Source organism: Kitasatospora sp. NPDC058162 (assembly GCF_042884005.1).
Taxonomy (GTDB): domain Bacteria; phylum Actinomycetota; class Actinomycetes; order Streptomycetales; family Streptomycetaceae; genus Kitasatospora.
The window spans coordinates 265,240-285,602 of record NZ_JBHVUS010000004.1 but is presented as its reverse complement, the minus strand read 5'-3'; the positions used below and the strand labels follow the sequence as shown (position 1 = coordinate 285,602).

General features: G+C 71.3%; 17 protein-coding genes. 9 read left to right on the top strand and 8 right to left on the bottom strand.

Going from position 1 to position 20,363, the window contains the following annotated elements:
* Nucleotides 1–97 precede the first annotated feature (97 nt).
* Entirely contained in the window at nt 98–865 is a 768-nt protein-coding gene (locus ACFVXG_RS10405; protein WP_387926167.1) for a polyprenol monophosphomannose synthase, read from the bottom strand.
* Nucleotides 866–1,206: 341 nt separating this feature from the next.
* On the opposite strand from ACFVXG_RS10405, the gene manA reads away from it, so the two are divergent.
* Nucleotides 1,207–2,415: a mannose-6-phosphate isomerase, class I gene (gene manA / locus ACFVXG_RS10400; protein ID WP_387926165.1), complete on the top strand. Its 1,209-nt coding sequence runs from the start codon at nt 1,207–1,209 to the stop codon at nt 2,413–2,415.
* Nucleotides 2,416–2,569: 154 nt separating this feature from the next.
* Complete coding sequence (locus ACFVXG_RS10395) at nt 2,570–3,778, top strand: GNAT family N-acetyltransferase (protein WP_387926163.1); 1,209 nt, start codon at nt 2,570–2,572, stop codon at nt 3,776–3,778.
* A gap of 55 nt (nt 3,779–3,833) precedes the next feature.
* Here ACFVXG_RS10395 and dnaB read toward each other — a convergent pair whose 3' ends face one another.
* A complete protein-coding gene (gene dnaB, locus ACFVXG_RS10390) occupies nt 3,834–5,333 on the bottom strand; it encodes a replicative DNA helicase (RefSeq protein ID WP_387926501.1) in 1,500 nt (499 codons plus the stop codon).
* A gap of 579 nt (nt 5,334–5,912) precedes the next feature.
* On the opposite strand from dnaB, the gene ACFVXG_RS10385 reads away from it, so the two are divergent.
* On the top strand, nt 5,913–7,292 hold the full coding sequence (locus ACFVXG_RS10385) for an MATE family efflux transporter (protein ID WP_387926161.1): 1,380 nt from the start codon (nt 5,913–5,915) through the stop codon (nt 7,290–7,292).
* A gap of 70 nt (nt 7,293–7,362) precedes the next feature.
* Here ACFVXG_RS10385 and rplI read toward each other — a convergent pair whose 3' ends face one another.
* The 4 genes from rplI to rpsF form a co-directional block, all read right to left on the bottom strand.
* Nucleotides 7,363–7,809: a 50S ribosomal protein L9 gene (gene rplI / locus ACFVXG_RS10380; protein ID WP_350506558.1), complete on the bottom strand. Its 447-nt coding sequence runs from the start codon at nt 7,807–7,809 to the stop codon at nt 7,363–7,365.
* A gap of 17 nt (nt 7,810–7,826) precedes the next feature.
* Nucleotides 7,827–8,063, bottom strand: coding sequence for a 30S ribosomal protein S18 (gene rpsR / locus ACFVXG_RS10375; protein WP_030059640.1), 237 nt, complete (start codon nt 8,061–8,063; stop codon nt 7,827–7,829).
* A gap of 79 nt (nt 8,064–8,142) precedes the next feature.
* Complete coding sequence (locus ACFVXG_RS10370; RefSeq protein ID WP_387926159.1) at nt 8,143–8,751, bottom strand: single-stranded DNA-binding protein; 609 nt, start codon at nt 8,749–8,751, stop codon at nt 8,143–8,145.
* Between the two features lie 96 nt (nt 8,752–8,847).
* Nucleotides 8,848–9,138, bottom strand: coding sequence for a 30S ribosomal protein S6 (rpsF, locus tag ACFVXG_RS10365; RefSeq protein ID WP_350506556.1), 291 nt, complete (start codon nt 9,136–9,138; stop codon nt 8,848–8,850).
* A 301-nt stretch (nt 9,139–9,439) separates the two neighbouring features.
* On the opposite strand from rpsF, the gene ACFVXG_RS10360 reads away from it, so the two are divergent.
* The 3 genes from ACFVXG_RS10360 (at nt 9,440) to ACFVXG_RS10350 (ending at nt 12,075) form a co-directional block, all read left to right on the top strand.
* On the top strand, nt 9,440–9,739 hold the full coding sequence (locus ACFVXG_RS10360) for a hypothetical protein (RefSeq protein ID WP_030059643.1): 300 nt from the start codon (nt 9,440–9,442) through the stop codon (nt 9,737–9,739).
* A 169-nt stretch (nt 9,740–9,908) separates the two neighbouring features.
* The gene (locus ACFVXG_RS10355) at nt 9,909–11,027 is read left to right on the top strand and encodes a peptidoglycan bridge formation glycyltransferase FemA/FemB family protein (RefSeq protein WP_350506554.1); all 1,119 of its coding nucleotides are present in this window, start codon (nt 9,909–9,911) and stop codon (nt 11,025–11,027) included.
* A gap of 13 nt (nt 11,028–11,040) precedes the next feature.
* Entirely contained in the window at nt 11,041–12,075 is a 1,035-nt protein-coding gene (locus ACFVXG_RS10350) for an alanine racemase (RefSeq protein ID WP_387926156.1), read from the top strand.
* Nucleotides 12,076–12,118: 43 nt separating this feature from the next.
* On the opposite strand, the gene ACFVXG_RS10345 is transcribed toward ACFVXG_RS10350, so the two are convergent.
* Together ACFVXG_RS10345 and ACFVXG_RS10340 are read right to left on the bottom strand one after the other, a co-directional pair.
* Nucleotides 12,119–13,702, bottom strand: a complete 1,584-nt coding sequence (locus ACFVXG_RS10345) for a glycosyltransferase family 87 protein (RefSeq protein WP_387926155.1) — start codon at nt 13,700–13,702, stop codon at nt 12,119–12,121.
* A 185-nt stretch (nt 13,703–13,887) separates the two neighbouring features.
* Nucleotides 13,888–16,551 carry a transglycosylase domain-containing protein gene (locus tag ACFVXG_RS10340; protein ID WP_387926153.1) on the bottom strand — a complete coding sequence of 888 codons (2,664 nt, stop codon included), beginning with the start codon at nt 16,549–16,551 and terminating at the stop codon, nt 13,888–13,890.
* A gap of 353 nt (nt 16,552–16,904) precedes the next feature.
* On the opposite strand from ACFVXG_RS10340, the gene ACFVXG_RS10335 reads away from it, so the two are divergent.
* The 3 genes from ACFVXG_RS10335 (at nt 16,905) to ACFVXG_RS10325 (ending at nt 20,289) form a co-directional block, all read left to right on the top strand.
* Nucleotides 16,905–17,606 carry a PadR family transcriptional regulator gene (locus ACFVXG_RS10335; RefSeq protein WP_387926151.1) on the top strand — a complete coding sequence of 234 codons (702 nt, stop codon included), beginning with the start codon at nt 16,905–16,907 and terminating at the stop codon, nt 17,604–17,606.
* Between the two features lie 127 nt (nt 17,607–17,733).
* Nucleotides 17,734–18,816 (top strand): inositol-3-phosphate synthase, encoded by a 1,083-nt coding sequence (locus ACFVXG_RS10330; RefSeq protein WP_360227589.1) that lies wholly within the window; start codon nt 17,734–17,736, stop codon nt 18,814–18,816.
* Between the two features lie 138 nt (nt 18,817–18,954).
* Nucleotides 18,955–20,289: an MFS transporter gene (locus ACFVXG_RS10325; RefSeq protein ID WP_387926149.1), complete on the top strand. Its 1,335-nt coding sequence runs from the start codon at nt 18,955–18,957 to the stop codon at nt 20,287–20,289.
* Nucleotides 20,290–20,363 lie beyond the last annotated feature (74 nt).

Genomic DNA, 20,363 nt, shown 5'->3' with positions numbered 1-20,363 from the left:
CCCGGGTACGGACCCGCCCCCGGGTACGACGAAGGGCCCGTCCGCCGTTCCCCGGCGGACGGGCCCTCCTCACGATCAGCGGCGGATCAGCTGCGGATCAGCGCTTGGCGGCGCCGCCGCGCGCCCGGGCCACCCGGTCGGCGAGGCCCCAGGAGGTCACCCGCCAGAGCGCCTCGACCACGATGCTGCGGCTCATCTTGGAGGCGCCGAGCTCGCGCTCGACGAAGGTGATCGGCACCTCGGCGACCTTGAAGCCGGCCTTCACCGTGCGCCAGGCCAGGTCGACCTGGAAGCAGTACCCGGCCGAGGCCACCTCGTCCATGCCCAGGCCCAGCAGGGTCTCCTTGCGGAAGGCCCGGTAGCCGCCGGTGACGTCCCGGATCGGCACGCCCAGCATCAGCCGCGAGTAGGTCGAGCCGCCGCGCGAGAGCAGCAGGCGCGACTTCGGCCAGTTCACCACCCGGCCGCCCGGCACCCAGCGCGAGCCGAGCACCAGGTCGGCGCCGCGCAGCGCGCTCAGCAGCCGGTCCAGTTCCTCGGGCTGGTGCGAGCCGTCCGCGTCCATCTCGACCAGGACGTCGTAGCCGTTGTCGATGCCCCAGCGGAAGCCCGCGAGGTAGGCGGCCCCCAGGCCCTCCTTGCCCTTGCGGTGCATGACGTGGACGTTCCCGTCCTCGGCGGCCAGCTTGTCGGCCAGCTCGCCGGTGCCGTCGGGGCTGTTGTCGTCGGCGACCAGCACGTGGGCCTCGGGCACCGCAGCACGGACCCGGCCGACGATCCGCTCGACGTTCTCCGCCTCGTTGTAGGTCGGGATGATCACCAGGACCCTGCCGAGATCAGCAAAACTCTGCTGGTTCACGGTCACGTACAAACCTCTCGGCCGATGGCGGGGAGTGTCAGAACACCGTCGCCCGCACTCTGGAACGCGGCCCCGCCGACAGCCCGCCGACGGGATGACCACGGTGGGGAATGCTGCGGGGGGCGGAGACTACTGCGTCCTGGCATCCTACTACCGCGCCCGGGAACCGCCGGTCGGACCACTGCACTCCCACCGGATGCCCACCGTTTCCCCGCGGGCGACCACCGTCGGCTAGGGTCGATGCCCTTGCCCGTGCCCGGACCGCCCGCACCGGCGGGCCCGCACCGGCGATCCGGACTCGGGACGTCCGGGGGCCGCCCCGTCAGCGAAGGAGTAGGACCGCGCGCATGGACAGGCTCGTCAACACCGTCCGCCCGTACGCCTGGGGGTCGCTCACGGCCCTGCCCGAGCTGCTGGGCCAGGAACCGACCGGCGAACCGCAGGCCGAGCTGTGGATGGGCGCCCACCCCGGCGACCCGTCCCGCGCCGACCGCGGCGACGGTCCGCGGCGACTCGACGAGCTGATCGCGGCCGACCCCGAGGGCGAGCTCGGCGCGGCGAGCGTGGCCCGGTTCGGCCCCGGCCTGCCGTTCCTGTTCAAGGTGCTCACCGCGGGCCTCCCGCTGTCCATCCAGGCCCACCCCACGCTGGACCAGGCCCGGGCCGGCTTCGCCGCCGAGAACGCCCTCGGCATCCCGCTGGACGCCCCCGGGCGGAGCTATCGCGACGACAATCACAAGCCCGAAATGGTGTGCGCGCTGGGCGAGTTCGAGGGCCTGTGCGGCTTCCGCCGGCCCGCCGAGGCGGCCGCGCTGATGACCGCCCTCAAGGTGCCCGGGCTGGACCCGCTGATCGCGCTGCTGACGGTCGAGGAGACCGCCGGCGCCGAGGCGGAGGCCGGGGCGCTGCGCGCCGCGCTGGCCGCCCTGCTCACCATGGACGACGCGACCGCCGAGCGGACCGTCCGGGAGACCGTCGCCGCGCTGGCCGGGACGGACCGGGACGGCGAGCACGCCCCGTACGCCCGGATCGCCGAGGACTTCCCGGACGACCGCGGCGTGATCGCGGGCATGCTGCTCAACCACTTCCGGCTGCGGGCCGGCGAGGCGCTCTACCTGGGCGCCGGGGTGCCGCACGCCTACCTGTCCGGCGTCTGCGTGGAGCTGCAGGCCAACTCGGACAACGTGCTGCGGGCCGGCCTCACCCCCAAGCACATCGACGTCCCGGAGCTGCTGAAGGTCGTGCTCTTCGAGCCCGGCGCCCCCGAGCTGGTGCACCCCGTCCGGGTCGACTCCACCCCCGGCGAGCAGCTCTACCCCGTCCCGATCGACGAGTTCCGGCTGTCCCGCTTCGCACTGGACGGCACGGAGCGGGAGATCGACGGCCGCACCCCGCAGATCCTGCTCTGCACCGAGGGTGCCGTGCGGCTCACCGCCGCCGACGGCGAGGTGCTGGACCTGGCCCGCGGCCAGTCCGCCTTCCTCCCGGCCACCGGCGCCCCGACCCGGCTCTCCGGCACGGCCGGCACGCTCTTCCGCGCCACCGTCACGGTCTGATCCGCGCCTGAGTCGCGCCTGTTCCGCCCCCGCACCGGCCCGGTGCGGTGCGGCGGGCCGGTCGGAAACTCGCTTGCCCCGACCGCCGGTCACCGCTGGACTGTCGCGGGCGCCACGAACCGTGGGGCCGCACCCAGGGGAGGGCACAACAGCGATGGAAATCCGTTCCACCACCGAGAAGGACCTCGACGTCTTCGTCGACACCGTCCACACCGCGTTCGGCCGCTTCCCGGAGACCCCGGCCGAGGACGGCAGCGGGGTCTGGTGGTCGGCGGTCGAGCCGGAGCGCGGCCTGCTCGCGGTGGCGCCCGACGGGCGTCCGGTCGGCACCGCCGCCGCGTACTCCTTCGAGCTCACCCTGCCCGGCGGGGCCGTCACCCCGGTCTCCGGGGTGAGCTGCGTCGGCGTCCTGCCCACCCACCGCCGCCAGGGCGTGCTGACCGCGATGATGCGGCGCCAGCTCGCCGACCTGCGGGCCCGCGGCGAGTTCCTCTCCGTACTGCTGGCCTCCGAGCCCGTGATCTACGGCCGGTTCGGCTACGGCCCGGCGACGTACACCGGGCGGCTGACGGTGCCGCGCCGCCGGGCCGCCCTCGCCGCCCCGCGGGCCGGCGGCGCGGACTCCGGGTCGGTCGAGGTGCTGCGGAGCGCCGACTGCCGGGACCTCCTGGAGGAGCTCTACGACCGGTACCGCCGCGCCCTGCCCGGCGCGCTGTCCCGGCCGCACCGCTGGTGGGCCCGGGCCGCGGGCCAGCCCCCGCTCACCCCCGCACCGCGCTACATCGCCCTCCACCGGGACGCCGACGGCGCCCCGGACGGCTACGCCAGCTACTCGCTGGACGGGAACACCCTGATGGTCGACGAGACCATCGCCGTGGACGACGCCGTCACCTCGGCCCTGGCGCGCTTCCTGCTCGGACACGACCTGATCAACGAGGTCGTGTTCAAGCACTTCACCGCCGAGCACCCGCTGCGCTGGCAGCTCGAGGACTTCAGCGCCGCCGAGGTGGGCAGGAGCACCGAGTGGCTCTGGGTCCGGCTGCTGGACGTCCCCCGGGCGCTGACCGCGCGCGGCTGGCTCACCGACGGCGAGCTGGTCCTCGACGTCGAGGACCCGTTCCTCGGCGAGCGCGCCCGCCACCTGCTGACCGTCCGGGACGGCAGGGCCGAGTGCGTCCCGACCGACCGGGAGCCCGACCTCTCGCTGGACGTCCGGGACCTCGGCGCCGTCTACCTCGGCGGCACCCCGGTGAGCACGCTGGTGCGGGCCGGGCACGTCCGGGCCCACCGCCCGGAGGCGGCCGCCCTGGCCGACGCCCTGTTCCGCGCCGAGCGCACCCCGCACTGCCTGAACTGGTTCTGAGCCTCCTCCCCCGCCCGGTCCCGGTCAGTGCCGGGGCTGGGCGGGGGCCCGGAGGTCAGTCCCGGGTCATGTCGACGAAGCGCGAGTAGTGGCCCTGGAAGGCCACCGTGATGGTCGCGGTCGGACCGTTACGGTGCTTGGCGACGATCAGGTCGGCCTCGCCCGCGCGCGGGGACTCCTTCTCGTAGGCGTCCTCGCGGTGCAGCAGGATGACCATGTCGGCGTCCTGCTCGATCGAGCCGGATTCACGCAGGTCGGAGACCATCGGCCGCTTGTCGGTGCGCTGCTCGGGACCACGGTTCAGCTGGGACAGCGCGATGACCGGGACTTCCAGCTCCTTGGCCAGCAGCTTGAGGTTTCGGGACATGTCCGAGACCTCCTGCTGGCGGTTCTCGGCCCGGCGGGAGCCGCCGGACTGCATCAGCTGGAGGTAGTCGATGACGATCAGCTTGATGTCGTTGCGCTGCTTGAGCCGGCGGCACTTGGCCCGGATCTCCATCATCGACAGGTTCGGCGAGTCGTCGATGAACAGCGGCGCCTCGCTGACGTCCGGCATCCGGCGGGCGACCCGCGTCCAGTCGTCGTCCGTCATGTTCCCGGAGCGCATGTGGTGCAGCGCGACCCGGGCCTCGGCGGAGAGCAGGCGCATGGCGATCTCGTTGCGGCCCATTTCGAGCGAGAAGATCACGCTCGGCAGCTTGTGGTGGATCGAGCAGGCCCGGGCGAAGTCCAGCGCCAGGGTGGACTTTCCCATCGCGGGGCGGGCCGCGATGACGATCATCTGGCCGGGGTGCAGCCCGTTGGTGAGCGCGTCGAAGTCGGCGAAGCCGGTCGGCACGCCGGACATCTGGCCGTTGCGGGAGCCGATCGCCTCGATCTCGTCGAGGGCGCCCTCCATGATGTCGGCGAGCGGTGCGTAGTCCTCGTTGGTGCGCTGCTCGGTGACGGCGTAGATCTCCGCCTGGGCGGCGTTGACGATCTCGTCCACGTCGCCCTCGGCGGCGTAGCCCATGCCGGCGATCCGGGTGCCGGCCTCGACCAGCCGGCGCAGCACCCCGCGCTCGGCGACGATCTGGGCGTAGTACTCGGCGTTGGCCGCGGTCGGGACGGAGTTGACCAGGGTGTGCAGGTAGGCGGCGCCGCCGACGCGCTGCAGCTCGCCGCGCTTGGTGAGCTCGCCGGCCACGGTGATCGGGTCGGCCGGCTCGCCGCGGGCGTACAGGTCGAGGATCGCGCCGTGCACCATCTCGTGCGCGGGCCGGTAGTAGTCGGCCGGCTTGAGCACCTCGACCACGTCGGCGATGGCGTCCTTGGACAGCAGCATGCCGCCCAGGACGGACTGCTCGGCGGCGAGGTCCTGCGGGGGGACGCGCTCGAAGCCGTCGACGCCGCCCTGGCCCTCGTCGTCCCGGCGGTCGTCCCGGCCGCCGCCCTTGCCGTTCTTGCCGCCCCTGAAGTCGCCGCCGCCCTTGCGGAAGCCCTCGCCCTTGCCGCCGCCCTGGCCACCGCCCTGACCGCCGCCGCCCTGGCCACCGCGGTTGCGGGTGACCGGCAGCCGGTCGCCGGGACCGTCCGGGAAGGGGGCGTCGTCGAAGGCGCCGGCCGGGAAGGGGTCCTCGGCGTTCTGCCAGTCCTCCTCCGGCGGCGGGGCGTCGTGGTCGTCGTACTGGGGGCCGGTCACGCGTGTTCCCCGATCAGCGAGTGGTGCGAAGTTGGAGCGGGCCTTGCCGGTGGCTGGGTGGAGCGGAGTCGCTCCTCTTTGTACGCCACGGCTCCGACAAATCGGACGCCGGGAGCGGTGGGAGTGTCGGGTGGAGGGCCCACGCTAAGGCGCCGGACGCCCTGGCGCCAAGGCGGTTATCCACAGGGGGTGTGGACGAGCGGCCCTCTGCTGTGGAGAACTGCCGCAAAGCTGTGGACACCCCTGTGGAAGCTCCTGTGGATAACCGGACGATCGCTCCACCGTCAACCTGTTGACCTGCGATTACCTCTTCCGGGGCCTGTGCATGAGAAATTCTTCACACACCGCCGAACGGCTGTGGGCGCGGACCGGGCGGAGCTCGCCGCCCATAGGTTCGAGTAATGACTGAATAGGCCATTGGCCTCTTACCTGTGGATGAGTACCCTGGAGCGCATGAGCACCGCCCCCGCCGAGCCCTCCAGACGCAGCCCCGACGAGCCCGACCCCGACCGCCCCGGCCGCAACCGACGCAGCCACGACCGCGAGATCCTCGCCCTGGCGGTGCCCGCCTTCGGCGCGCTGGTCGCCGAGCCGCTGTTCCTGATGGCCGACTCCGCGATCGTCGGCCACCTCGGCACCCCCCAGCTCGCCGGGGTGGGCGTCGCCTCCGCCGCCCTCACCACCGCGACCGGGGTGTTCGTCTTCCTCGCCTACGCCACCACCGCCGCGGTCGCCCGCCGGATCGGCGCCGGGGACCGCCGGGGCGCCGTCCAGCAGGGCGTCGACGGCCTCTGGCTCGCCCTCGGCCTGGCCGTCCCGGTGGTCCTGCTCACCCTGCTGCTGGCCCCCTGGGCCGCCGAGGTGCTGGGCGCCTCGCCCACCGCGGCGCCGTACGCCGTGACGTACCTGCGGATCAGCTCCCTGGGCATCCCGGCGATGCTGCTGGTGCTGGCCGCCACCGGGGTGCTGCGCGGCCTCCAGGACACCCGTACGCCACTGCTGGTGGCCGTCGCGGGCTTCACCGCCAACATCGGCCTGAACGCCGGCCTGGTGTACGGCGCCGGGCTCGGGGTGGCCGGCTCGGCCTGGGGCACCGTGCTGACCCAGACCGGGATGGCCGTGGTCTACCTGGTCGTGGTGGTCCGCGGCGCCCGCCGGGAGCGGGCCTCGCTGCGGCCGGACCCAGCGGGCATCCGGGCCGGGGCCAGGGCGGGCGGCCCGCTACTGGTGCGCACGGTCAGCCTGCGCGCGGTGCTGATGATCGCCACCGCGGTGGCCGCCCGGCTCGGCGACGACCAGGTGGCCGCGCACCAGATCGCCATGACGCTGTTCAGCTTCCTGGCCTTCGCACTGGACGCCATCGCGATCGCCGGCCAGGCCATCATCGGCCGCTACCTGGGCGCCTCGGACGTCCCGGGCGCCCGCGCGGCCACCCGGCGGATGGTCGAGTGGGGCCTGGGCTCCGGGGTGCTGCTGGGCCTGCTGGTGGTGCTCGCCCGCCCGCTGTACGTCCCCCTGTTCACCCCCGATCCGGTGGTCCAGGGGCAGCTGCACACGGCCCTGCTGCTGCTCGCGCTCTGCCAGCCGGTGGCCGGCCTGGTCTTCGTGCTGGACGGCGTGCTGATGGGCGCCGGGGACGGCCCGTACCTGGCCCGGGCGGCGCTCGCCACCCTGGCGGTGTTCGTCCCGGCGGCCCTGCTGGTGCCGGCCACCGGCACCGGGCTGGCCGGGCTGTGGTGGGCGATGAACCTGTTCATGCTGGTCCGGGCGGTCTTCCTGGTCGCCCGCGCCCGCGGCGGCCGCTGGCTGGTCACCGGGGCCGTGCGCGGCTGACGGAGCCCGGGAACGACCGAGGGCCGGACCCCCCGTGGGGAGTCCGGCCCTCAGGCCAGTGCTACGGAACTCAGGCAGCCACGACGGCGACGTCGAGGTTGGCCACGACGTCCGAGTGCAGCTTGACCGAGACCTTGTGGGTGCCCACGGTCTTGATCGGCGAGGCGATCGCGACGGCGCGCTTGTCCACAGCCGGGCCGCCGGCGGCCTTGATGGCCTCGACGACGTCGGCCTGGGTCACCGAGCCGAACAGACGGCCGGCGTCGCCCGAGCGAACGGCCAGCTTGACCTGGACGCCCTCGAGCTTGCCCTTGACGTCGTTGGCGGCGTCGAGGGTCTGGATCGCGTGGATCTTGCGGGCGCGACGGATCGCGTCGACGTCCTTCTGGCCACCCTTGGTCCAGCGGATGGCGAAGCCACGCGGGACCAGGAAGTTGCGGGCGTAGCCGTCCTTGACCTCGACGACCTCGCCGGCGGAGCCGAGACCCGGAACCTCGTGCGTGAGGATGATCTTCATTACTCGGTCACCCTCTCTTAGCGCGCGGTGCTGGTGTAGGGCAGCAGCGCCATCTCACGGCTGTTCTTCACGGCCGTGGCGACGTCACGCTGGTGCTGGGTGCAGTTGCCGGTGACACGGCGGGCACGGATCTTTCCGCGGTCGGAGATGTACTTCCGCAGCAGGTTCGTGTCCTTGTAGTCAACGTAGTTGACCTTGTCCTTGCAGAAGACGCAAACCTTCTTCTTCGGCTTGCGAGCAGGCGGCTTCGCCATGGTGTGCTCCATTTGGGGTTCACGGCCCGACCGGCGTCCGGGGACGCCTGCGGCCGGGCCGCACGAAATCTGTCAGCTCTTAGAACGGGGGCTCTTCCGAGTAGCCGCCGCCGGACGGGGCGCCGCCCCAGCCGCCGCCGCCCTGGTTTCCACCGGAGGACGGAGCGCTGGACGCCCACGGGTCGTCGGAGGGGCCGGACTGGCCGCCGCCGGAGTTTCCACCCCAGCTGCCGCCGCCCTGCTGGCCGCCACCGCCGCCGCCGTTCCAACCGCCCTGGCCGCCACCCTGCTGGCCGCCGAAGCCGCCACCGGGGGCGCCGGACCGGTTGGCCCGGGTGACCTTCGCGGTCGCCGAGCGCAGGCTCGGGCCCACCTCGTCGACCTCGACCTCGAAGACCGTCCGCTTCTCGCCTTCCTTGGTCTCGTAAGACCGCTGGCGCAGTCGGCCCTGCACGATGACGCGCATGCCGCGCTGCAGCGACTCGGCCACGTTCTCCGCCGGCTGCCGCCAGACGTTGCACGTGAGGAAGAGGCTCTCGCCGTCCTTCCACTCGTTCGTCTGACGGTCGAAGGTGCGGGGGGTGGACGCGATGCGGAACTTCGCGACCGCCGCACCCGACGGGGTGAAGCGCAGCTCGGGGTCGTCGACGAGATTGCCGACGAGGGTGATGACGGTCTCGCCTGCCATGGTGGTGATGACCTCTCGGGAAGATGTCCGTTCACCGCTGTTTCACGTGAAACAGCGGACGCGAGCTACCCGAGACCCGAAGGCCTCAGAGGTGGCTCAGTGGGTGTCCGGGCGCAGGACCTTGGTCCGCAGAACCGACTCGCTCAGGCCCATCTGGCGGTCGAGCTCCTTGACGACCTCAGGCGTGGCCTTGAGGTCGATGACCGAGTAGATGCCCTCGGACTGCTTGTTGATCTCGTAAGCCAGACGGCGACGACCCCAGGTGTCGACCTTCTCCACCTTGCCGCCGGCGTTGCGGACGACGGTGAGGAAGTTCTCGATCAGGGGGGAGACAGCGCGCTCCTCGACCGAGGGGTCGAGGATGACCATCAGCTCGTAGTGACGCATGAGTAACCCACCTCCTTTGGACTCAGCGGCCACGGTCTCTCCGTGGCAGGAGGGTTGTGCGTAGCGTCGGCACCGGCGCGGTGACGACTCCGGCCACCGTAGCGGCCGGGTCGGACAGTCGGGCCCCGCCGACCCGGAAGAGGGCGCAAGGGGGCACAACTACACCAGTGCAGACGGCACAGCCTACCTGCACCCGGACGGCCGAACAAAACGCATAGGGGTTGTGAGACGGACCCAACCGCCGCAATCTGGACGGAACGGGATTCCTGCCCGTTCGTCTCCACGCCAGGAGGTGGGACACATGGCCCAGTCCGTCCACCGCATGCCCGCCCTCACGCTGAACACCGACGGCCACCCGCACCCCCGCGAGAACACCCTGGTGGCCCTGACGGCCGTCCTGGGCGTGATCGCCTTCACCACCTCGTTCTTCTACAACCTGCACCTGCTGACCTCGTGGACCGGCCTGGCCGGGATCGTCACCGGCCTGTGGGGCATGTTCGTCTCGGTCACCACCGCCGAACGCTTCGTCCTGATGATCACGCTCGGCGCCTCCGCGATCGGCTTCTACCTCGGCATCGCCCGCGGCGGCCTCTGGGGCTGAGCACCCGGCCCCAGGAACCCCCGGCGCCCCCGTCGCGTATCTGCAAGGAGACAGGTACCCGACGGGGGCGCCGTCGTGCCCGCACCGGCGGGCGCCCGGGCCCCGGACGATAAGGTCAGCCCGAGAACCTGGGGCCGACCGCAGCCCGACCGACGAGGAGCACCGAGCAATGAGCCTGCGCCTGAGGACGATCACCCGCGAGGAGCACCTCGCCTTCATCAGGAGCCGCGCCTCGGCCAGCCACATGCAGGTGCCGTCCTGGGGCGACGTGAAGGCCGAGTGGCGCTCGGAGTCGATCGGCTGGTTCGACGACGCCAACCAGCTGGTCGGCGCGGGCCTGGTGCTCTACCGGCAGCTGCCGAAGGTCAAGCGCTACCTGGCCTACCTGCCCGAGGGCCCGGTGATCGACTGGTTCGACCGCGACCTGGACCGCTGGCTCTCCCCGATGCTCGCCCACCTCAAGTCCCAGGGCGCGTTCTCGGTGAAGATGGGCCCGCCGATCGTCATCCGCCGCTGGAACGCCCCCACCATCAAGGAGGCCATCGCCGCCAAGCAGGCCAAGCGCCTGCGCGACGTCGAGGCCGACTGGTACGAGGCGCGCGCCTTCGAGGTGGCCGACCGGCTGCGCAAGGCCGGCTGGCTGCAGGGCGAGGACGGCGGCGCCGGCTTCGGCGACGTCCAGCCGCGCTACGTCTTCCAGGTGCCGCTGGCCAACCGCTCGCTGGACGACATCCACAAGAACTTCAACCAGCTCTGGCGCCGCAACATCAAGAAGGCCGAGAAGAGCGGCGTCGAGGTCTACCAGGGCGGCTACGACGAGCTGCCGATCTTCCACCAGCTCTACCTGGTGACCGCCGAGCGCGACAAGTTCACCCCGCGCCCGCTGTCCTACTTCCAGCGCATGTGGCAGGCCCTCACCGCCGAGGACCAGAACCGGATGCGGCTCTACATCGCCTACCACGAGGGCGAGCCGCTGGCCGCGACCACGATGCTGGTGGTCGGCGAGCACGTCTGGTACTCCTACGGCGCCTCGGCCAACCACAAGCGCGAGGTCAAGCCGTCCAACGCCATCCAGTGGCGGATGATGCGCGACGCCTACGCCCTCGGCGGCGGCGTGTACGACCTGCGCGGCATCAGCGACACCCTGGACGAGAACGACCACCTGTTCGGCCTGATCCAGTTCAAGGTCGGCACCGGCGGCCAGGCGGCCGAGTACCTCGGCGAGTGGGACTTCCCGCTGAACAAGCTGCTGCACAAGGCCCTCGACCTCTACATGTCCCGCCGCTGAGGAGGCTGCCCCGATGACGCTGTCGCTCTACCTCGACACCGAACGCTGGCGGACCCACCAGCGCACCGTCCTGGCCGAGTTCCCCGGCCTGGTGCCCGTCGCCAAGGGGAACGGCTACGGCCTGGGCAACCACCGGCTGGCCGAGGAGGCGACGCTGCTCGGCACCGGTGTGCTGGCCGTCGGCACCGCGTACGAGGCGGCCGACGCCGCCGAGTGGTACGGCGGCGAGCTGCTGGTGCTCACCCCCTACCGGGTCGGCGAGGAGGTGCTCCCGCTGCCGCACGCCCGGGTGATCCGGACGGTGGCCAGCGTGGACGCGCTGCGCGCGCTGCACGGCGCCCGGGTGGTGCTGGAGTGCATGACCACCATGCGCCGGCACGGCGTCAGCGCGGCCGACCTGCACACCGTCGCCGCCGAGTTGGACGGCGTCTCCTTCGAGGGCCTCGCCCTGCACCTGCCGATGGACCGGCCGGACGGCTCCAGCCCGGTCGAGGAGGTCGTGTACTGGGTGGACACCGCGAAGGCGGCCGGCATCCCGGTGCACACCGTCTTCGTCAGCCACCTGGGCGCGGCCGGCATGGACCAGCTGTCCCAGCGCTACCCGGACACCGTCTTCCGGGCCCGGATCGGCACCCGGCTCTGGCTGGGCGACCACGGCGCGCTGGAGGTCCGGGCCACGGTGCTGGACGTCACCCCGCTGAAGAAGGGCGAGCGCTACGGCTACCGCCAGCACCCGGCGCCCTCCGACGGCCACATCCTGGTGGTCGCCGGCGGCACCGCGCACGGCATCGGCCTGGAGGCCCCCAAGTACGTGGCCAGCATGGGCGCGCGTGCCAAGGGCATCGCCCGGGCCGGTCTGGCGACCGTCAACAAGACCAAGTCGCCGTTCCACTGGGCAGGCAAGCAGCTCTGGTTCGCCGAGCCGCCGCACATGCAGGTCTCGCTGCTGTTCCTGGACGCGGAGACCGCACCCCCCGCGATCGGCGAGGAGCTGGGCCTCCAGGTCCGCCACACCACCACGCACTTCGACCGCGTGGTGGACCGCTAGTCCGGCACGCCGTAGGGCCCGTCCTCGGAGACGGGCCCTCGGGCTACAACCGCTTCTCGGCCGGCTCCGACAGCCGTGGCTCGTCCAGCCACTGCTCGAAGGAGCCGGCCGGCGCGTATCCGGCGTAGCTCTCCTCCTCGTGCAGCCGCCGGGCGGTGCCCAGCGAGAAGGCGTCCGGAGCGCCGTCGAGCACCCCGCCGGAGGGGTCGTCGGTGCCGTCCCAGCGGACCGGGTCGCGGTCCGGGTACAGGGCGTCCCGGACCACCAGCACGACCAGGTAGAGCGTGCCGAGCAGGTGCAGCACGATCGCGAAGTGGTACCAGGACTCGCCGATCCCGTGCTGCTTGGGCCCGGTGACGAAGCCCAGGTGGGACCAGATGCCCAGGGTGTAGAGCACCTCGCAGGCCTGCCAGATCAGCAGGTCGCGCCAGCGCGGCCGGGCCAGCGCCGCGAGCGGCAGCAGCCAGAGCGCGTACTGCGGCGAGTAGACCTTGTTGACCAGCACGAACAGCGCGACCACCAGGAAGGCCAGCTGCGCGAACCGCGGCCGGCGGGGCGCCGAGAGGCCGAGCCACGCTATGGCCGCGCAGCCCACCACCATCAGCACGCCGATGTAGAGGTCGAGGTCGGCCAGCCCCACGCCGCGGCTCTGCATCAGGATCAGCCAGAACGAGCCGTAGTCCTCGCCGCGGTGCTCGCTGAACACGTAGAACGTCGACCAGCCCTGCCAGTTGGCCAGCATGATCGGCAGGTTGACCAGCAGCCAGGCGCCCACCGCGCCGCCCAGCACCACCCGGAACTCGCGCCACTTCCCGGCCCGCCAGCAGAGCACCAGCAACGGGCCGAGCAGCAGCAGCGGGTAGAGCTTGGCGGCGGTGGCCAGGCCGATGAAGACGCCGGCCCAGCCCGGCCGGGAGCCGGACCACCAGGCCATCGCCACGGCGGCCAGGGCGACCGCGAGCAGGTCCCAGTTGACCGTGCCGTTGAGCAGCAGGACCGGCGAGAGCGCGAACAGCATCGCGTCCCAGGGACGACGGCGGTGGGTGCGCGAGAGCGCGACCGCGGCCACCACGGCGCAGGCCATCAGCAGTCCGGCGTTGATCGCCCAGAACCACTGCTCCTGGGCCTGCTCGGTGCCGCCGCCGGGCGTCAGCCAGGCCGCGACCTGCATGAACAGGCCGGTCAGCACCGGGTACTCCAGGTACTGGAGGTCCCCCGTGGTGCCGGGGATCCGGTCCACGTACGGGTGCAGCCCGGCGGCGAAGCCGCGGCCGGAGAACAGGTGCGGGATGTCGCTGTAGCAGGCGTGGATGTACTGCGGCGAGCCCGGCTGGAACCAGGCCTGGTCGTAGCAGGGCAGGTTGTGCGCCATGCCGAGCGCCGAGACCACGATCACCGCCAGCGCCAGCACCCGCACCGGGATCCACCAGGAGACGCCGAGCAGCGCCCGCCGGCCGGGCGGGCCGCCGAACACCTCGCTGCCGGCCGCCGCCACCCGGTCCTCGTCGGCCGGGACGACCACGGTGTTGGCCGGTGGCGCGGCGGTGGCGACGGCTGCGGGGGTGGGCCCTGCGGCGGCGCCGGGCCCGTCCGGGCCGCCGGTTTCGTCACGATCGCTCGACGTCATGCCGGACATCCTGCCGCACCGGATGCGGCGGGACGAGGAGGACCCCGCGGTGGTCCGGTGGTACGGACGGGGCGGGCGCGGCGAATCGTGACGAAACGGCGGTGGCGGCCCTCCGAGGAGGACCGCCACCGCCGTTTCAGCGTTTCACCGGCTCACCGTTTCACCGGCTCACCGGCCGGACCTGGCTACTGCCCGGCCGCTCCGCCGCCTTGGAGGCCGCCGGTGCTGCTCGGGGTCGGCTTGCCGCCGGTACCGCCGGTGCCACCGCCGTTGCCGCCGCCGGGGCCACCGGTCCCGCCGCCGGGGCCGCCGGGCGGCGGCGTCGACGGGCAACCGAAGATGAGGCCGCAACTGGTATCGGTCGGCTTCGGCTTGTGGGTCGGGCTCGGCGGCGGGGTCGGCGGGCAGTCGACGGTCGGCACGCAGCCCGTGCCCTGGGTGGGCTGCTGCGTCGGCGGCTGGTTGGGCTGCTGCGTCGGCGGCTGGGTCTCCGCCGTGGTCGGCGGGGCGGTGGTCGCGGTCTGGGTGGCCGTCGCGGTGGCCGTGGACGGCGCGCCGGAGGAGTCCACCTCGGTGCCGACCTGCTGCGGGGTCGGGAAGTCCATCTTCTTCTCGTTGGCCAGTGCGGCCTTCATGTACCGGGTGAAGATGTCGGTGGGGATGTCACCACCGTGGATGGACTCCTTGCCGCCGGTGCCGTTGAGCGACTCCCGGTCGTGCTTGGTCGGGTCCTCGCGCCACATCGCGACGCTGGTCACCAGCTGCGGGGTGTAGCCGACCCACCAGGCCGACTTGTTCTGGTCGGTGGTACCGGTCTTGCCGGCCACCGGGCGACCCAGGCTGTTGGTCTTCGTACCGGTACCGTTCTTGGCCACGTTCACCAGCACGTCGGTGACGTTGTCGGCCACGGCCGGCTCCAGCGCCACCTTGGGGTCCTTCTTGCCGAAGCCCGGGCGCTCCTTGCCGTCCACCTCGACCTTGGTGACCGAGTAGGGCTCGGCCTCCTTGCCGCTGGCGGCCAGGGTGCCGTAGCCGGTGGCCATCCGGATCGGGCTGATGGTGGAGGTGCCGAGCGGGAAGGTCGCGGTCTTCGGGTCGGCCAGGCTCTCCCGCTTGATGCCCATCTGCACGGCCATGTCGGCCACGGCGGGGCCGCCGACGTCCTGGTTGAGCTGGACGAAGGGCACGTTGTACGACCACTGCATGGCCTGCCGCAGTGAGACGTAGCCGCGCTTGCCGGCGTCCTCGTTCTTCTGCCGGTAGGGCTTGCCGTCGTCGCCGATCACCAGCGAGCCGTCCGGCTTGCGGATCTCGGACATGTCGTCGGCGAGGTAGCGGCTGTCGGCGTTGATCCGCTTCGGCTTGCCGTCGGCGTCCTTCGCGGTCTGCACGCCGGTCTGCATCGCGGTGGCCAGCACGAAGGGCTTGAAGGTCGAGCCGACCTGGACGCCGCCCGCGTTGGCGTTGTTGTCGAAGTGGTTGTTCTCCACGCCGTCGCCGCCGTAGATGGCGACCATCGCACCGTCACCGGGGCGGATGCTGGCGGCGCCGAACTGGACGAAGGTGTCGTTGTTGGGCCGCTTCTGCGGGTCGAGGTTCTCGGCCTTGACGTCGTCGACGGCCTTCTTCAGGGCGTCGACCTTGTCCTTCTCGAAGGTGGTGTAGATCTTCAGGCCACCCTTGTCGATCATCTGCTGGGTGATCGACTTGTCGGTGGACATCACGTACTGGTTGGCGGTGTCGACCAGGTAGCTGATCTCACCGTTCATGTTGGAGCTGGGCTTCAGTGCGATCGGCTCGGGGAAGGTGGTGCACTTCGCCCGCTCCTCCGGAGTGGCGTTGTGGGTGATCACCATCCGGTCGAGGATCCACTTCCACCGCTCCACCGCGCGGTCGTGGTTGGCCGGCTTGGAGGGGTCGTAGTAGTTCGCGCCCTTCAACAGCCCGGCCAGCATGGCGCTCTGGCAGAGGTTCAGGTCCTTGGCGTTGACCCCGTAGTACGCCTGGGCGGCGGCCTGGGCGCCGTTGGCGTTGCGGCCGAACCAGCTGGTGTTGAGGTACCCCTTGAGGATGTCCTCCTTGCGCATCTGCTGGTTGATCTTCAGCGTGATGAAGAATTCCTTCATCTTGCGGGTGAGGGTCTGTTCCTGGCTGAGGTAGGCGTTCTTGACGTACTGCTGGGTGATCGTCGAGGCGCCCTGGGTCTCGCCGCCCTTCGCCATGTTGTAGACGGCGCGCAGCATGCCCTTGGGGTCGATGCCGCTGTCGGTGCGGAAGGTCTCGTTCTCGGCCGAGATGACGGCGTTCTGCAGGGTGGGGTTGATGTCCTGGAGCTCGACGATCTGACGGTTGGTTTCGCCCTTGCGGGTCATCTCCGTGTTGTCGGCCCAGTAGTAGATGGTGTTCTGGTTGTTCACCAGGTCCTTGAGCTGCGGCACCTGGGTGGTCTGGTAGAGGTAGAACACCCCGCCCACGCCCATGGCGAAGAACACCAGGAAGACGCTGAACACCAGCTTCCAGGACGGCAGCCAGCGCCGGACGCCGGTCTTGCCGAAGCGCGGGTAGTCGATGAAGCGCTTCTTGCCGGGGCCCGCGGCGGCCGCGGCGGAAGCGGCGGCGGGACCGCGGCGGCCACCACCGCCCTTACCCTTCTTCTGGGCGGCCTTGCGCATCTCGGCGCGGCCCATCCGGGGTTGTTGGGCGGTCTCCCGGACACCGGGCGGGCGTCGGCGGCCGATCCCTTCCGAGCCCAGTTCGTCGGGGCCGGGGCCACCCCGACGGCCTCCGCCACCCGGCGGCTGCTGCCCGTCACCGCCCGGGTTGGGCGTCCTTCGCCGTCGCTCGCTCATGTTTCCAGCCACTCCTCGCCAGGCCTGGTCGGCCTGAAGGCAGGGTTCCTGTCCGATGCTCGGACCGCCCTAACCCCGGAGGTTGGTCCTCGTGCACACGCGACAGCGTACGCAGCGGGAAAACGCACCTAATCGGGCATCAGCCGCCAATACCCGCAAAACGGCGTCAGATCATTACACGCCCGTTGCCAACCCCACCCGCGCGTCGGCTTGTGATCACATTCACGCGTGCCCCCCTTGCCCGTTCCGGGGGTCGGGTTTACTGTTCTCGATATATCGAGCCGATACATCGAAGCGGTATACCGCCGATGCAGCGGCCGGAGCGAGGGTCGACAGGGAGGAGGACACCGGCAGTGGGCAGGCGCTCAGGAGTGCTGGAGTTCGCCGTTCTCGGTCTGCTCCATGACGCCCCGATGCACGGCTACGAGCTGCGCAAGCGGCTCAACATCCTGCTCGGAGCACTGCGGGCGCTCTCCTACGGAACGCTCTACCCGTGCCTGAAGAGCCTGGTCGCCCAGGGTTTCCTGGTCGAGGACAACCCGGACGTCGAGTACGTCCCGGCCACCGCGCTCAACGGCAAGCGGTCGAAGATCGTCTACCGGCTCTCCCCCGAGGGCAAGCAGCGCTTCGAGGAGCTGCTCGCCGACTCCGGTCCGGAGGCCTGGGAGGACGAGCGCTTCGGCGTCCACTTCGCCTTCTTCGGCCAGACCGACCGGGCGGTGCGGATGCGCGTCCTGGAGGGTCGCCGCAGCCGGCTGGAGGAGCGCCTGGAGCGGATGCGCGGCTCGTTGGCCCGCGCCCGCGAACGGTTCGACGACTACACCGTCGAACTCCAGCGGCACGGCCTGGAGTCGGTGGAGCGCGAAGTCCGGTGGCTCAACGAGCTGATCGAGACCGAGCGGGCCAACCGCACCGGCCGGACCGGGCCCGCCACCGGCGGGAACACCACCGCCGTACCCCACACGACTTCGGACGGCCGTGGCCAGGAGACCGGGTCCCCCGACCCGTCCGGGCCACCGTACGACCGCCCGGGGCGCTCCGCCCAGGAGCGCTGACACCGCGCCAGCCCAGTGCCGCGCGGTAGGAGTGGGCGCCTCGCGCCCGTACAAGCAGTCATTCGAAGAAGCAGGACGAGTGCCGTCGACCTCGACGGCGCTCATGAGATCACAGGGAGCAACCGGAATGGGTTCGGTTCGCGTAGCCATCGTGGGCGTGGGCAACTGCGCCGCGTCGCTGGTGCAGGGTGTCGAGTACTACAAGGACGCCGACCCGGCCGGCAAGGTCCCCGGGCTGATGCACGTCCAGTTCGGTGACTACCACGTCCGTGACGTGGAGTTCGTCGCCGCCTTCGACGTCGACGCCAAGAAGGTCGGCTTCGACCTGGCCGACGCCATCGGCAGCAGCGAGAACAACACCATCAAGATCTGCGACGTCCCGCCGACCGGCGTGACCGTCCAGCGCGGCCACACCCTCGACGGCCTGGGCAAGTACTACCGGGAGACCATCGAGGAGTCGGACGAGGCCCCGGTCGACGTCGTCCAGGTCCTCAAGGACCAGCAGGTCGACGTTCTGGTCTGCTACCTGCCCGTCGGTTCCGAGCAGGCGGCCAAGTTCTACGCCCAGTGCGCCATCGACGCCAAGGTCGCCTTCGTGAACGCCCTCCCGGTGTTCATCGCGGGCACCAAGGAGTGGGCGGACAAGTTCACCGAGGCCGGCGTGCCGATCGTCGGTGACGACATCAAGTCCCAGGTCGGCGCCACCATCACGCACCGCGTGATGGCCAAGCTGTTCGAGGACCGCGGTGTCATCCTCGAGCGCACCATGCAGCTGAACGTCGGCGGCAACATGGACTTCAAGAACATGCTCGAGCGCGAGCGCCTGGAGTCCAAGAAGATCTCCAAGACCCAGGCCGTCACCTCGCAGATCCGCGACCGCGAGCTGGGCGCCAAGAACGTCCACATCGGTCCCTCGGACTACGTGGCGTGGCTGGACGACCGCAAGTGGGCGTACGTCCGCCTCGAGGGTCGCGCGTTCGGCGACGTCCCGCTGAACCTGGAGTACAAGCTCGAGGTCTGGGACTCCCCGAACTCCGCCGGTGTCATCATCGACGCCGTCCGCGCCGCGAAGATCGCCAAGGACCGCGGCATCGGTGGCCCGATCCTGTCGGCCTCCTCGTACTTCATGAAGTCCCCGCCGGTCCAGTACTTCGACGACGAGGCCAAGGAGAACGTCGAGAAGTTCATCCGCGGCGAGGTCGAGCGCTGAGCTGACCGCTCATAACGCGTCATAACGCGCCTCATAACGCGTCCGAAGGGCTCACGATCATCTGATCGTGAGCCCTTCACGTTTCCGCAGCGAATGTTTCACGTGAAACGGTGACCGGTTCCATGGCACCCTGGGCGGGTGGCGATCACCGAGAACGGCAGCACCCACCAGTCCGCGCACCGCGCCACGCTCCTCGGTCTGCTCCGCGGCCGGGACTTCCGCCGGCTGCTGACCGCCCGGGTGCTCTCCCAGCTCTCGGACGGCGTCTTCCAGGTCTCGCTCGCCGCCTACGTGGTCTTCTCCCCCGAGAAGCAGTCCTCCCCCGCCGACATCGCCTCGGTGCTGGCCGTGATGCTGCTGCCGTTCTCGGTGATCGGCCCGTTCGCCGGGGTGCTGCTGGACCGCTGGCGCCGTCGCCAGGTGCTCTACTTCGGCAACCTGGCCCGCTTCGGACTGGGCCTGGGCACCGGCGCGCTGCTCCTGGCCGAGGCGCCGACCTGGCTGTTCTTCGCCTCGGCGCTGCTGGTCACCGCGCTCAACCGGTTCATCCTGGCCGGGCTGTCGGCCGCCCTGCCCCGGGTGGTCGAACAGGACCAGCTGGTCACCGCCAACGCCCTCTCCCCCACCCTCGGGACGGTCGCCGCCGCCATCGGCGGGGCCATCGGCTTCCTGCTGCACCAGGTGATGGCCCCCGGGCCGAAGGCGGACGCCGCGCTGGTCACCGTCGCCTCGCTGCTCTACCTGTCGGCCGCGCTGGCCGCCCGCCGGATGGACCGCGACCTGCTCGGCCCGGACCAGCACGCCGACCGCCCCGCCCTGCGCCAGTCGCTGGTGCGGGCCGCCGTCGGACTCGGCGCCGCCGTCCGCCACCTGGTGCGGGACTGCCGCCCGGCCGTGCACGCGCTGGCCGCCGTCACCGCGGCCCGGTTCTGCTACGGCGTGCTGATCGTGGTCGTGGTGATGCTCGCCCGCTACACCTTCAACGACCCGGCCGACAGCGCCGCCGGACTGGCCACCCTCGGCAAGGCGGTCGCGCTCTCGGCCGCCGGGTTCTTCATCGCCGCGGTGGTCAGCCCCTGGTGCACCCGCCGGCTCGGCCTGGCCGGCTGGATGACGGTCTGCCTGCTCGCCCCGGTGGTCTTCGTCCCCGCGCTGGGCCTGTCCTTCGCCCTGGTGCCCTGCCTGCTCGCCGCCCTGCTGCTCGGGGTGGTCACCCAGGGCACCAAGATCTGCGCCGACACCGTGGTGCAGGAGTCGGTCGAGGACGAGTTCCGGGGCCGGGTCTTCGCCATCTACGACGTGCTGTTCAACGTCGCCTTCGTGGCCGCCGCCCTGGTCACGGCGCTGGTGCTGCCGCTGTCCGGCCGGTCCGTCCCGATGGTGATCGGGGTGGCCGTGGTGTACGGGCTGACCGCGGTCCTCTACCTGCGGGCCGCCCGGCGGTCCGCTCCCCTCCCCGGTGGGGCGCACTGACACCGCGCGGTACCGGAATCGAAACCGTCTCGTCCCGAAATCCGCCGACGACCTCCGGACCGATTGCGTCCGAC